Here is a 14,057-nt window from a genome sequence, read left to right as displayed (position 1 = left end):
TTAAATATAATAATTTTTGCACTCAGCCTTTCACTGAGCCTACCATAACCCCCTGGGTAAAGTACTTCTGTATAAATGGATATACCACTAAGATCGGAACAGTGGCAACCACAGTTGTGGCCATTTTAACCGCCTTCTCCGGAGGCATACCAAACAGCCCCCAGTCAAATCCACCTTCCGTTGCAACGGAAGACGTCAGAAAAATAATTCGTCTTAATACAATCTGAATTACTTCTTTGTTCTTATCAGAAATATACATCATTGCATCAAAGTAAGAGTTCCAGTGAGCGACTGCATAGAAAAGGGATACACTTGCAATGACCGGTTTGGAAAGAGGAAGTATAATTTTCAAAAATATCTGTGCATCATTACCTCCATCCATTCTGGCCGCTTCCTCTAATTCTGCGGGAAGTCCCTGAAAATAATTTTTAATTATTATCATATTGAATGCATTCACTGCCCCCGGAAGCCATAATGACCAATATGTATTTTTTAAATGCAATACATTGGAAACCAGCATGTAGGTGGGTACCATACCACCCGAAAACAGCATGGTGATAATAACCATATTGGTAAAGAAAATCCGTCCTTTAAAATACGTTCTGGACAAAGGATAGGCCAGCGTGCAGGAAAGAAACATATTAATCAAAACACCAAGGATTGTCACAAACAGAGAATTGGACAATCCTTTTACCACATCACCCGTTTTAAATATATACTGGTACGCATTAAAGGATATGGTATGAGGGAACAGAAAAAAGGCTCGCTCTGTCAGTTCCTTTTCTGTTGCAAACGAACCTGCAACAATATAAACAAATGGAAGAAGCGTAATTAATGCAAATATTCCTATAAAAAGGTAGATGAGACCCTGAATCAGTTCATCTCCCGGACTTCTTTTCACTTTCAAATGCTTTGTTTTTGCCATGTTTCATTCTCCTTTTTAATAGAATCCGGACTCTCCAAACGCTTTCGCCAGCTTATTTGCTCCTAAAACCATAATCATACTGACGATGGATTTAAACATACCTGCTGCCGTTGCCATAGAATAATTCCCGTTTACAACCCCTTTTGTATAGATGTAGGTATCAAAAACATCGGAAACGGACCGGTTCATGGAATTTTGCATCAGAAAGATCTGTTCATAGCTGGTATTTAAAATTGTACCGATTTTTAAGATCAGCATAATAACAATGGTAGACCGGATCGCAGGCAATGTAATATGCCACATTTTCTGCCATCGGTTGGCACCATCAACCTCTGCTGCTTCATAAAGCTGGACATCAACACCGGAAAGTGCCGCCAGGAAAATAATGGTGCCATATCCGGTTTCCTTCCACATGCTCTGCCCCACAATCATATGGACAAACAGCCCGGGATTTGACATAATATCCGGCGCATTGGCTCTTCCAAACATCTGGACCAGCACATGGTAAACCAGACCATCTGTCGTACTGAAAAGCTGAGCAGTCAATGCTGCCACAATTACCATGGAAATAAAATGGGGAATGTACACCATTGTCTGTGTTATACGCTTAAAAGCCACATTCTTTATCTCGTTTAAAAATAGTGCCAGTATAATCGGAGCTGGAAAGTAAAAGATCAAACTGGCAAAAGAAATAGACAGCGTATTTTTAAGAACCCTCAAAAAATCCGGGCCTGTAAAAAACTTTTTGAATATATCCAATCCAACAAACGGACTCTGGATAAACGCACCAATCATGGAATCGCCGTTATAAGGGCTGAAATCCTCAAATGCCATGATTAGTCCGCCCATGGGAAGATACCGGAATACCAGCATATAAATCACACCTGGTACAATCATGATATACAGCCACTTATGTACGGAAAGTTCATGTCTCCATGTACCCGCCCTGGGCCTTGCATTGCTTTGCATCTTTTCCATATGCTCTCCTTTTCAATTTACCCTTTTCATAAATCTACCTGGATTGGTGATTATGTCTGGTTTTTGTAGTTTGCGGCACCGCTGTGTGTGCACATTTTATATCCTGTAACCGGGATTTGTAAATAATCATTTTATAACCGGTTTAAAACAGGAAAAAAGCCCCATACCCCGCATTATGAAACGGTTTTATGAGGCTGATAAAGGGAAATTATCAATTTCTTCCATCACTTACGGTGTTCCCTGCGAAATGCCGCAGGGGTAAATCCCACATTATTTTTAAAAAAGCGGATAAAGTTTTGTACATTATTATAGGTCAGTTTTTCAGAAATCTCAGCAACGGAGTATTCTGTTGTCAAAAGCATATATTTTGCCTGCTTCAGTTTCTCTTCCATTGCCATATCGGTAAACGTAATTCCTAACTCCCGCTTAATGACCTTGCTTAAATAATTGGGATGGTAGGACAGCTTTTCTGCACAATCATTAAGGCTTAAATTCCCTTTGCTGTCTTTAATCAGAGCAACTGCATGCCGGACAATTTCAGACTCCTCTCCCTCCTGACCCTTTTTTATCAGCCTGGCGATAATTGGCTTAATAATCTGATCATTCACTGCTGAAATAACCTTTTTCTTATCATAGATCTGAGTGATGGAATTGAGTATATTATATTGTTCACTGTCAAATACATCAGATAACGAAATATTGGCAGATGACGGTATATTCAGCATAGCAGTCAATAACCTTGTCAAATAAAAATTACGTTCGATCCCAACCACATTTTTAATTTCCATCCGGTCAATGATTACATTCAGCAGGCATGCTGCTTCTTCTTCCTTGCCGCTTGTAATCGACTGGATCAATTCATTTTCCATAATCATATCGTAAACATTTCCCACCTGGCTCTTCATTAAATAATCATCAAACAGGACCAAAGTGGAATTATTCATGTCCGCTTTATTTGATTTATTATACAGCGCTTCTGCACATTCACTGTATGCACGCCTTACATGATGGAGTCTGTGAAATGGCTGGCTGATGCCCGATGCAATGACAAGGCCATAAGATTCTGCAATATAATCTTTCAGCCCCTTATAAAGCACAGCTGTTTTCGCATCCACATCCATATCATTTTGTGCCCCGGTTATGAATATCAGTTTATCCCGGTAATATACAGGAGCAATAAAAATATCGTTTTCCAGTGCCTTAGGAAGCGCAGAGAGAATTGCCATATATTTTTCTTTTATTTTTTCTTCTTCATACGGAACACTTTTGCAGATCATGGCAATCATCCGGTATGCAAATAAGGGAATGATTTCCGATTTTTTTAATGCTTCCTCTATATTTTTCTCATTCAGTTCCCCCTCAATTAGATTGGAGACCAACAGCTTTTTAATCTGACGATCCTGGTCATCCACATATTTTTCCAGCCTTCTAAGAGGCTTGGCAAATGCAGCCGCAGTCAGCTGAATGGAAAACAGGATAAGAGCAAAGCCCGCCAAGACAGCAAAAGAGGCAAAAATAAATACGAAGGCATCCTTTTTTACGTTGGCTGTATTATAACCCACCAGATATTTTAGTCCGCTTATCTCTTCGGTCCGTACATTTATATGATATTTATCACCGTTTACACTCTTATAGACTCCGGAACCTTCTCTCCCGCTGTTTCGATACACATTCGTCATTGTGGGATTGGTTTCCAGAAGCACTTCCCCGCTTCCGATCATTGAAACATCATACCCCATCATTTTATAGGACTTAGCCATTTCATTCAGCTGGTTTTTATCAATCTTAATGGTAAGAAGCCAGGATAATCCGCCAATTCCCTGTTCTTTTTTTATAACAAGGCGAAGACCGGAGGAATCCACGGTGTCCGTCATCCGCATACTTCCGTTCATAGGACTAAGAGCTCCGGGACGGTTAAGCCAGTACACCGACAACAGCATATTTTCCTGTTCTTTTAAAAATTGTTCTGTCTCTTGCCGGTTCTTCATTTTATCAAATGAAAACATTCCATATTTATTAAACACCCAGCCAAACTTTACATTGATGAACTCATAGTCAGCAATATATCTTCGCATAAAGTAATTGCCTTCTAAAATCCTCTGGGCCTGTTTTAAATTGCTGTACATGGAAAACGGAGGCTCTTCCTGACGTTCCAGCCAGTGGATGTCATCTTTGCTGACTGCTTCAATATAGTATTCTTTTAAAGTGGACAAAATATTTTCGTATTCCCGCGAAACCTCATCACTATAAGAGTTTAAAGCCATCTGTTTTTTTGAATTCTCTCCCTTAATATAGATATTGCACGATATAATCCCCATAACAATGAGCGGTATCGTCACCAGCCCCAGCAGCTTCACAAATATCTGCTTTTCATAAGTTAATGAGCTAATAATTTTTTTAATCCGCATATTCCCCATTCCTTAATTCTCAATTTCTTTCGTCTTGCTCTTTAGAAACTGTTTCCAGAAAAGCGTGTCATTTCCTTTTACCTTTTTATCGCAGATAATATGTAATCCGGCTGTCTGTATGGCAGGTATGCCCTGTTTTTTTATACAATGCCAGCCATCAGAGCGCTCTTCCCATACCGGCCGTTCCCCCATAGCGTAACCGGAAAGCGCTGTAAATTTTATCGCTTCTGTATCATATTCTTTATCAAACCAGGCTTTCTGAGACAAAAAGGAAGATGCAAAATGTCCTCTGGCTGTTTCCTCCCAGTTTTCTCCCTGCCGCACATGAACCACGTAGTCTTTTATACAGCCCTGATGCATCCGGTCTTTTTGATCCGGTACAACAATCAGTCCCGATACCAAAATCCTCTCACGGAAAAAAATTTCCACAGAAATCGGGTAATTGTCTTTTTCTATCCACACAGAATGGTCTGGGTTTTCATCTTCAAGAGCTGTGAAATTTATTACAGCTGCCTCTGGTTCTGCCCTGTAACTGGCATTCAACAGCCTCATTCTGTTATCTGGAAAAAGGTGGTTCTCAATCCATTCCGGCTTAAGCTCTGTTTCCGGGCAGAATAATTCTGAAGATGCATAGGTAAGAAGAGCCTTCTTTAAACTCCAGGCTGCCGGCCGCTTTTTAAATTCCCCTTCCAGGCATGCCGGGACAATAAGAAGCCTTCCTGCGTTTACTCTTCCTTCAAAAATCAGTCCCAGAGGCAGATTCCTGTTCCAATCATCGATCACTGAAACGATGGGAGTCAGTCCTTTTGGCATTTCATCAAGAAGAAAGCCTCTTGCCTGATCTAAAATCTCCTCCCACTGCCAGCCTCCGTATTCCTCAGTTGGAAAATTACAAAACAGGGGATGATCACTTTGTACCACCAGTCCAAGGCTTCTTGTCCAGCCCGGTCCCATCTGGCTGTTCCAAAATACTGGCCTCATGGAAAGAGGAGGGCAGTCAAAGTCCAGCTCGGACAGACAGGGGGAATAAACCACCCGTTTTCCCCGCTCCAGTTCTCTTTTCGCCTCCTGCCAGTCTCTGGTGTACACAACCTCACTGTTTTTCTCCATATCAAAACAATCACTGCTTTTCTCATACACAAAAAAATCCCAGTGATTTCTTACCTTTCCCATTTCCACAGTCAGAGTGAGCTTTTTATTTTCTTTTATTACAGCAAAATCAGGTTCGATTTCTCCGATCTGCGTATTCTTTGCTGCGGGGATAAAACAATTCTTCCACACCCCCTTAAAAATCACAGTTTTTAAGCCATTTTCTTCTGTCTCAATGCTCCATTTGACATCGCAGCTTTTTATGGGCTCTTTCCCAAAATGACATACTTCAACCGGAATAATAACCTGGTCTTCTGTCTGATAAACATAGGATGGCATCCTGGCCAGAAGTACGGTTTCTCCGCAAAATTCCCGGAATTCTTCCGGCTTTATATAGCCCTTACTTTCCCAGAATGGATCCAGCACACCTACAAGGGCAGTTCCCTGTCCCAAATAATCATGTAAGTCCAGCATTTCAAATCCATAAAGATGAGGAGTCCGAAAATTAGCTTCCATGTCTTCCTTATACATCAACACCTGATTTTTTCCAGAACACCAGGCAAATTCGCGGCACTTTTGAAGCACGCCGTGTGCTCTGGCACTTTCCCGGAATACGTTATAATTACCCGGTTTTAAATATCCGGTAAATTTCTCCATGACTGAAAAATCCGGATAAGAACACCATTGCCCCATCTCATGGCAAATAACAGGAAGCCTCGTCCCCTTTAAGGAAGCCCGGTAATCCTTCCCCCGCCAGCCTTCAAACCCACGAATGTTTCCTCCCAGAATCGGTCCAAAAGCCGAGCGGTGAAAATAAATATAATCGGTTCCTGTTATCTCTTCGGGAGGTGTATCGTAAAACCAGCCTGACTGGGCCGTATAAAGCCGTCTTCCTTCATACCCCAGACTGCAGTCGTATTCCCGGGTTTCTTTCACCCAGCGTTTCAGCGGACCGTACCATTTTCCGGATGGCTCATTGGAAGCAGAAAGCAGTACAAAGGACGGGTGATGACCAAACTGGCTTAAGATTCTCCTGGTCTCATCTTTTAACACGGAAAGCATTGGGATCCCTTCCTCAAATACATTCCACATCCCACATTCTGCCTGAATATAAACTCCTGCACGGTCGGCTGCGGCAAATGCCGCCTCAGGAGGACAGTACGAATGGCACCTGAGAAAATTAAATCCCCATTCCTTTATGGTTTCCATACGTTTTTCCCACCAGTCCGGGTTCGTCTCCGGATATCCGGTCAAAGGATAATCCCCGCCAAAATGGGTTCCGCGAAAATATTCCGGCCGGCCATCCACGTAGAACAAGCCTTCTCTCACTTCCAGAAATCTCGGTTGTTCCTTTGCATATCGTTTTTTTTCTTCCAGACGCCTCTGTGCTTCACCGGCGGAAATTACAGCTATTTCTCCAGCCATACCATTCCATGTTGCTCCCAGGGCATCCGATACCTCATGTCCATCGGGACGGTAAGGATACTGGAACCGGTTATCGATACAGACCGTCAATGTATGGGTTCCTTTACTCAGCTTTCCCAGACTGATCTGATGCGCAGTACACAACGAGCAGTCCCCGCCCCGCGGCGTTTTGTCAACCCATGCAAAAGAGCGCCATCTGGTTAATTCAATAATGAGACAGAATTCATCTCCTGTATCCTCTGTAACAGTGAATTCTCTCTCATACCAGGCTCTTCCTGTGTAATGACGTGGAGGCTGCGCCAGGAACGGAATACTTAAGCCCCCATCCTGTCCGTACGAATATTCTTCCCTTTCATACCAGAACGGATCATGAAGCCCGCTGATCCACGGCGTATCCACCGTAACCGGGTTACCATATCCCTGAGCCTGCAGAATCCCCGGAAGTCTGACCGATCCATCCGGCTTCCTATCCGGCCGTTCCTTTTCCGGTATTTTTTCCTCTGCATTTTCCAGCCAAATCTCCCATTTCCCCGCCAAATCCATTAACATACTTTCACCTTACCTTTCATTTTATCTGTGCTTTTCTTCTATCATGCATACAGGCATAAAAAAAGAGCAAAAGCTGCGTATTCTTATACTAACGCAGCTTTTGTTCCTTTTCTGCCCGCTTCCGGCATCCTGTTCCGGAACAGATCACTGTCATTAAACGTATGGGGAAGTATTACCTTCTGCAGTCCTCCCCGTTGTCCTGTGTTATCACGTTGTGGCATATTATATCCCTGGCACTGATAATTGTAAACAATCATTTTCTATCCACTTCTTGCTGATCTGCATCTCAATGACAATGAATATTTTCCAGTTTTAAACCGTAGTTATCAATTTATGCCTTTTAATAATGTTGAATACTAGATCAATTCATACACCTTTAAATTCCTGTAATCCGCAGTAAGAGGCGCCAGCTGGCGGAATCCGATTTTGCCTCCCTTTAAAACCTCTCCAAATGTATGTCCATCGTCTTCAAATTCAAACACCTGAAGATCATTGACTGAAAAACGGATCTCGTTATGATATTTCCGAATGGATATCCGGTAAAAACCATTGGCATCCGCTGCTCCCGGCAAAGGATCAGCCCCCTGTGCAACCAGATGGAATCCGTAGCTTTTTCTTAAATTACAGGTATGAAAAGCTCTCTCATCCGGCTCCTTCCTGCGGAAATAAGATACATGAAAGGCATTGATGTCACCGCTGTGATACTGGGGATATTCCCCAGTCCGTTCTGCCAGGGCAGAGTCAAATAAGTCTTCTCCGTTCCGTCCCGAAGCAGCAAAAAATAAAATGCACAGCCCCTGGTCAGTAACCGGCTTAAATTCCCAGGTAATCTTTACATTATCCGGAAATTCCTCCGGACACCACAAAACGTAATTGGCCTTTTGCCCCAGTTCCTGATCCAGGCCGTTTTTTAAACGCATACTTCCCTCTTCAAAGCTTATCGTTGCCTTTCCTTCCACCACGAAGTTCTCCAAATCTTCCGGCCTGGAAAGGGGATTGTCGTAAATTAATTTTTCTTCAATCAGCTGAATGTAACCGGTTGTTTCTTTCTTCATGCTATTCCCTCCATAAGCACCTTTCCTCATCATACATAACCAGTTTATTATACAACCGCACTCCATTATTCTCAACTCGTTTTCCAGAGCTGTGTTTAAAATTTTACCCTCAAAAGCTGACATTCTCTTCTTTCCATATCTGAACTGATATGGTAAACTATGTTACAGAACTGTGTACGAAAGGAGTATTCCATGCATGCAAGTGCAGTATACCAAAGCTATTAATAACGAAAGTATTCTTAACATCATACGCCGTTTTTGCAATTATATAGATCCCCGCCTCACCGAACACGGCTCCCATGTATCTTACATCGTTTTCCGTATGCTTAAGGATAGTGGTGAATTTTCCAAAGAAGAGTTGAGAAACATCTGTTTTGTGGCACAGCTTCATGATGTAGGAGCTTATAAGACAGAAGAAATCTCCCGAATGCTTCAGTTTGAAACAAAAGATGTCTGGGATCATTCTTTCTATGGATATCTTTTTATCCGTTATTTTTCCCCCCTTAAGGATTTAGCATCTGCAGTACTCCTGCACCATATTAACTGGGATTTTCTGGAAAATGAGAGCGGTCTTAATCCTGTAATGAAGGATTTAGGACAGCTGATCCATATTGCAGACAGGATTGATGTCTTAATGTCTCTGCAGAAATGTTCCTGGGAAGAAACGCTTTCTTTCTTAAAAAAGGATCAGGGAACCGTTTACGCCCCTCACATCGTAAAGCAGGCAGAAAAACTCTCTTTTAAAAAGTCCATTGAAGAAGAATGGAAATTGGACAGCCAGTTCAATGATTTCCTGACCGGAATTCCTCTCTCCGGGGAAGATATCACGGATTATTTAAAAATGCTGGTTTTTATCATTGATTTCAGAAGCCACCACACAGTCACCCATACCATTACCACAACAAGCATCAGCTACGAGCTTGGAAAGCTTCTTTCCTATCCGGAGGACCGTCTAAATGTGATTCTCTGCGGTGCTCTTCTTCATGATCTTGGAAAAATAGCAGTTCCTGTGGAGATACTAGAATATCCGGGAAAGTTAAGCCGCCAGGCAATGAATATCATGAGAACTCATGTGGATTACACGGAAGAGATTTTTGGGGGGAGCATTGACGAGGCGGTTGCCCGAATTGCTCTGCGCCATCACGAAAAGCTGAACGGTACCGGATATCCAAAGGGTCTGTCTGCAAAAGACTTATCAAAAGAGGAACGTCTGGTGGCAATTGCGGATATTATCAGTGCACTTACCGGAACAAGAAGCTATAAGGATACTTATCCGACGGAAAAGATAAAGACGATATTGGAAGGAATGAAAAACGATCAGCTTGTGGATCCCGATATTGTGAGCATCGCCATGACGCATCTTGACTGCATCCTTGATACTACTGCTGTCCGCTGCAGACCCATCCTTCATATCTATGAACGGCTGAATAAGGAATACCTGCATCTTTTAGAGCTTCCTTCCGATGAGGAAAAACTTCGTTTTGCCCTTTCCATAAAGCAGCCGGAAAAAGCTTCCTTATGGCCTTAAATCAAAAAGGTGTGTCGTAAAAACAGGATCAAAATCTCATGTGGATTTTAATCCTGTTTTTTTAATTTGTTTCATAATAAATCCACTTTTAGGCAAAGTAGGAATCCTTGAGAGACTATAGCTTAAGTCCTGCTCCGGCACTACAAAATCAATTTTGTTCACCAGGAAATTCAAACCGGCTTTCATAATTTCAATCGTAATACCTTCACCAGGACAGCGATGCCCTTTTGCCGGATCCCCGCCGCCTTGAGGAATAAAACTATATGTCCTGTCTTTTTGTTCCTGAAAGCGCTCCGGACGAAATCTGTCAGGATCCCCCCATATAACAGGATCATGGTTCATTCCGTATACATCAAGTAATACCAGTACTCCTTTTTTGAATTCGTACTGATCCCAGACAAAGTCTTTGTGAACTCTTGCTCCTACAAATGGAGTAAATGGATAGTACCGGCGTACTTCCTGTACAAACATTTCATAATAATTATCATCATTATGAAGCAGATCTTCCCTGCATTGCGGATGTTCATATATGGCTAAAGCTGTAAATGTGATATATGTTGAAATAGCCACAATTGGTCTGATTATGTTTATCAGTTCTTTTGCAGCCATTTGAAGCTCCATCAGATTACCATCTGGCTCCCTATGAAAAGCAATCAAATTAAGAGCTGAATCTTCTTTCACACTCAGCTTCCCCTGCCTTACCTCTTCTATGATTCCACTAATCCACTCCTCTGTTCGATTACGTGCAGTTTTTCCTTTCCAGTACCTGGGACCAACTCCTCCTATCCCATCTATCATTGAACAAAAATCGTCTGCCCTGTCTTCTACTTCAGATTCCTGAAAAGGAACTGCAGTCCATAGACATGATACCTTGCATATTATATTTTTGGCTTCACGAAAAAGCTCGATTTGATCTTGACTTACCCATCTTTCAGCAGCTGCCTCCATTTCTTTCTCAAACAGTTTTGACAGTTCTTTCTGATGAACATCAGTCATTAACGACATAAAGAATAACTTTCGCTGTGTGTGCGCTTCATTATCCATTCCCTGAATTGCATTAACTCCAAACAGAGTTTTTTGAATCCTCATTGGCATTGCACCTTTACGCTGAAATAACTCTTCATCATAAAAAATCTTACATGCTTCCTCTCCACTTAAACAGATCGCTTTTTCTCCCATAATATGAGTTTCAAACATATTGCAGTGGTACCGGTCAGTTCTGTTTTTTATAAAAAGATACCCTTCTTCCAATAGCTTAAGTGTGTGATCCAGCCCTTTATCCTGCACAATTCTCTCTTTAACTTCCATTTTATTTCTTCTTTCTTTTTATTAATGTTGTATTTAAATAAATCTACTGTTTGCTTTATTATCACTCTATTATTAATAATTATTCGTCTTATATCTTTTGGATTTCCACACGAAAAAAACAGGGGTTGAATTAAAATAGAATTCAAGCCCTGTTTTTTTGCATACTTACTGAAATTGCAACAACAACGAGTACTACAATAATGATACTTACAATGTATTTACAGCCCGCTCCAGTCTCCTTAAAGCCTCCCCCAGTACTGACCGGGGACAGGCTATATTGATTCGTTCAAAACCTTCCCCTGATTTACCAAACTTAAGGCCGCTGTTCAGCCAGATACCAGCCTTATTTTCGAGCAGATCCATACGCTCTTCTTCGGATAAGCCCAATTCCCTGAAATCCAGCCACAGAAGGTAGGTTGCATCCGGCTCAATCAATTTGATTCTGCTTATTTTTTTCTCCAGATACTCCCTTACATATGAGATATTTCCTTTTAAATATTCTAATAGCTGCTCCAGCCAGTCTTCCCCATAACGGTATCCTGCCTCACATGCAACAAGCCCCAGCGTATTAAGATGGTCATATCCTGCTGCTCTCATCTGCCTTAAGAACTTTTCTCTCAGACTTTCATTTGGAATAAAAATATTTGCAGTCTGCAATCCCGCCAGATTAAAAGTCTTGCTTGGAGCGGTGCATGTTATGGTTCTTTCTTTCAATCCTTCATTTATATTTGCAAATACCTGATGTCTTCCCTTGTATACAAAATCCTGATGTATTTCATCACTGATTATAATCATGTCTCTCCTGATGCAAATATCACCCAGCTCCTTGAGTTCTTCCTGGCTCCATACTACCCCGCCCGGATTATGAGGATTGCATAATAAAAACAATTTAACATGATGCTGTACTGCTTTTCTTTCAAAGTCTTCAAGATCCATATGGTATATCCCGTCTTCTCCGAGAACAAGTGTATTATCAATAACGACTCTGTCATTCTCCCTTATGACTTTGTCAAAGACCTGGTATACCGGTTGCTGAATCAATACGCCGTCTCCAGGTTCAGTATAAGCTCTTACTCCCATTGCCAGAGCAAATACAACTCCAGGGCACTTAACCAGCCATTCTTTTTCCACAATCCAACCATGCCTCTTCTCCAGCCAATAACGGACTGCCTCAAAGTACCTGTCTCTCGTCTCAGTGTAACCGAAAATGCCTTGATCCACCCGTTGGTGAAGGGCAGCCACAATTTCATCAGGTATCTTAAAATCCATATCAGCTATCCATAGAGGAAGAATGTCCTCTGGTTTTCCTCTTTCAATAACAAAGTCATATTTTAGGCTGTCCGTATTTTTACGATTGATAACCTCATCAAAATCATACTTTCTCTTCAACATCATTTACACACTCCAATTCCCATTCCTATGGCTAAGCACTAAGATTTCCCTGATTCTCCTCCTTGCAATACTGCTGGTCTAACACTTTAACAAAAGGATAGTAAATAAGCGTAGATGCCAGAACCGCCACAACTTGAGTCACAGCACATTGCCAGCCGGAAACAGCAAATCCTGAAAAGATAATCGGCATAGCCCATGGAGCCTGTCTGGCAGCAAACATCGGCATGAATCCAATTGCAATTGAAACGTAAGCAATAATTACTGAAACAATGGGAGCCAGCGTTATCGGTATTAAAAACAACGGATTGAAAATTACCGGAACGCCAAATATAATCGGCTCATTAATATTAAAAAATGAAGGAATCAGAGATACATTTAACATTGCCTTCATTCGGGAAGAACGCCTGACCAGAAACATACTCAGTACAAATCCTATGGTTAAGCCAGCTCCCCCGATTGTGCCAATCTGATCTAACATCTGTACCGTGCCGATATGACCTGTCTGCAGAGTCAGATTACCAGCTTCTGCCAATGCCTGATTTGCATCTGCATTTGCATACAAAATAGGATAAAGCATGGAGTTGACAACAGTCGGATGAATACCAAACCACCAGGACAGGCCATTTAGGCCGGCTACTATTATAATGGCGATTGGAGAACCAATAATTCCCTGTAATGGAACCTGAATAATCGAATAAAGAAGCTGAGGGAATGAACCTGATATTCTGACTCCGATTCCATTAAAAATTAAAGCTGTTAATACAATTAAAAATCCAGGAATCAAAGCACTGAAAGCATTACTTATCATAGGAGGAACACTGTCAGGCATTTTAATAATAATTTTTTTACGAATACAAAACCTGGTGATCTCCACTGAAATAATAGACATGATTAACGCAGCAATCACTCCTTTTGTTCCTGTCCATTCAAATGGCATCACTCTGCTGATAATTTCACCTGATTCAGAAACAACCGTTTTGGGAATCACCACAACGTAAGCAACAATCCCTAATACCAGAGATGTTAGTTTATCCATCCCGTATCGTTCCGCCAGTTTATAAGACATGGTACCGGAAAATACAAGTCCCATGATATTAAAAGTAGCCCGATAAGCCGGAGAAATATAATCCATCCAGTTTTCACCAAATATACCGGACATCCATTCGGCATAGCCAGGAATTGGAAAATCAGTAATGAGCATAAAAATAGAACCTATGATAGTCAGGGGCATAATTGCCAGAAAACCATATTTTATTGCCTGAAAATAGCGAGAATTAGTAATTTTATTCATTTTACCGACCAATACCTGTTGCACCCAGTTTGTCAACTTATCCATTTTCCCACCTCACAAAATATTTTTCTTTTGCCAGAACAATAGTAACTTAAAGCAATTATCACAG

General features: G+C 41.5%; 10 protein-coding genes. 1 reads left to right on the top strand and 9 read right to left on the bottom strand.

All coding sequences use genetic code 11. The annotated features are described in order from the left end of the window. Positions 1–22 precede the first annotated feature (22 nt). The 6 genes from DS742_RS09265 to DS742_RS09245 form a co-directional block, all read right to left on the bottom strand. Positions 23–925 carry a carbohydrate ABC transporter permease gene (locus DS742_RS09265; RefSeq protein WP_117416712.1) on the bottom strand — a complete coding sequence of 301 codons (903 nt, stop codon included), beginning with the start codon at positions 923–925 and terminating at the stop codon, positions 23–25. 15 nt (positions 926–940) lie between these two features. Next, positions 941–1,903: an ABC transporter permease gene (locus DS742_RS09260; protein ID WP_242996439.1), complete on the bottom strand. Its 963-nt coding sequence runs from the start codon at positions 1,901–1,903 to the stop codon at positions 941–943. 224 nt (positions 1,904–2,127) lie between these two features. Then, entirely contained in the window at positions 2,128–4,311 is a 2,184-nt protein-coding gene (locus DS742_RS09255) for a helix-turn-helix domain-containing protein (protein ID WP_170313406.1), read from the bottom strand. 12 nt (positions 4,312–4,323) lie between these two features. Beyond that, positions 4,324–7,374: a DUF8487 domain-containing protein gene (locus DS742_RS09250; protein ID WP_117416710.1), complete on the bottom strand. Its 3,051-nt coding sequence runs from the start codon at positions 7,372–7,374 to the stop codon at positions 4,324–4,326. 83 nt (positions 7,375–7,457) lie between these two features. Further along, entirely contained in the window at positions 7,458–7,631 is a 174-nt protein-coding gene (locus DS742_RS28770; RefSeq protein WP_170313405.1) for a hypothetical protein, read from the bottom strand. A 99-nt stretch (positions 7,632–7,730) separates the two neighbouring features. Then, positions 7,731–8,429 carry a DUF1961 family protein gene (locus DS742_RS09245; protein ID WP_242996438.1) on the bottom strand — a complete coding sequence of 233 codons (699 nt, stop codon included), beginning with the start codon at positions 8,427–8,429 and terminating at the stop codon, positions 7,731–7,733. 196 nt (positions 8,430–8,625) lie between these two features. On the opposite strand from DS742_RS09245, the gene DS742_RS09240 reads away from it, so the two are divergent. Next, positions 8,626–9,957, top strand: coding sequence for an HD-GYP domain-containing protein (locus DS742_RS09240; RefSeq protein ID WP_170313404.1), 1,332 nt, complete (start codon positions 8,626–8,628; stop codon positions 9,955–9,957). Positions 9,958–9,993: 36 nt separating this feature from the next. Here DS742_RS09240 and cypC read toward each other — a convergent pair whose 3' ends face one another. From cypC to DS742_RS09225, 3 genes are all read right to left on the bottom strand, one after another. Beyond that, a complete protein-coding gene (cypC, locus tag DS742_RS09235) occupies positions 9,994–11,265 on the bottom strand; it encodes a CYP152 family fatty-acid peroxygenase CypC (protein ID WP_117416709.1) in 1,272 nt (423 codons plus the stop codon). Between the two features lie 207 nt (positions 11,266–11,472). Next, positions 11,473–12,660, bottom strand: a complete 1,188-nt coding sequence (locus DS742_RS09230; RefSeq protein WP_341457626.1) for a MalY/PatB family protein — start codon at positions 12,658–12,660, stop codon at positions 11,473–11,475. 28 nt (positions 12,661–12,688) lie between these two features. After that, complete coding sequence (locus DS742_RS09225) at positions 12,689–13,993, bottom strand: PTS sugar transporter subunit IIC (protein ID WP_117416708.1); 1,305 nt, start codon at positions 13,991–13,993, stop codon at positions 12,689–12,691. Positions 13,994–14,057: the final 64 nt, after the last annotated feature.

The organism is Lacrimispora amygdalina (assembly GCF_003432035.1).
GTDB lineage: Bacteria > Bacillota > Clostridia > Lachnospirales > Lachnospiraceae > Lacrimispora > Lacrimispora amygdalina.
This window is presented reverse-complemented; position numbering and strand designations above follow the sequence as displayed.

Coding starts and splice junctions, on each gene's coding strand:
- DS742_RS09265 (WP_117416712.1), bottom strand. CDS start 925: ATGGCAAAAACAAAGCATTTGAAAGTGAAAAGAAGTCCGGGAGATGAA.
- DS742_RS09260 (WP_242996439.1), bottom strand. CDS start 1,903: ATGGAAAAGATGCAAAGCAATGCAAGGCCCAGGGCGGGTACATGGAGA.
- DS742_RS09255 (WP_170313406.1), bottom strand. CDS start 4,311: ATGCGGATTAAAAAAATTATTAGCTCATTAACTTATGAAAAGCAGATA.
- DS742_RS09250 (WP_117416710.1), bottom strand. CDS start 7,374: ATGTTAATGGATTTGGCGGGGAAATGGGAGATTTGGCTGGAAAATGCA.
- DS742_RS28770 (WP_170313405.1), bottom strand. CDS start 7,631: ATGATTGTTTACAATTATCAGTGCCAGGGATATAATATGCCACAACGT.
- DS742_RS09245 (WP_242996438.1), bottom strand. CDS start 8,429: ATGAAGAAAGAAACAACCGGTTACATTCAGCTGATTGAAGAAAAATTA.
- DS742_RS09240 (WP_170313404.1), top strand. CDS start 8,626: ATGCAAGTGCAGTATACCAAAGCTATTAATAACGAAAGTATTCTTAAC.
- cypC (WP_117416709.1), bottom strand. CDS start 11,265: ATGGAAGTTAAAGAGAGAATTGTGCAGGATAAAGGGCTGGATCACACA.
- DS742_RS09230 (WP_341457626.1), bottom strand. CDS start 12,660: ATGATGTTGAAGAGAAAGTATGATTTTGATGAGGTTATCAATCGTAAA.
- DS742_RS09225 (WP_117416708.1), bottom strand. CDS start 13,993: ATGGATAAGTTGACAAACTGGGTGCAACAGGTATTGGTCGGTAAAATG.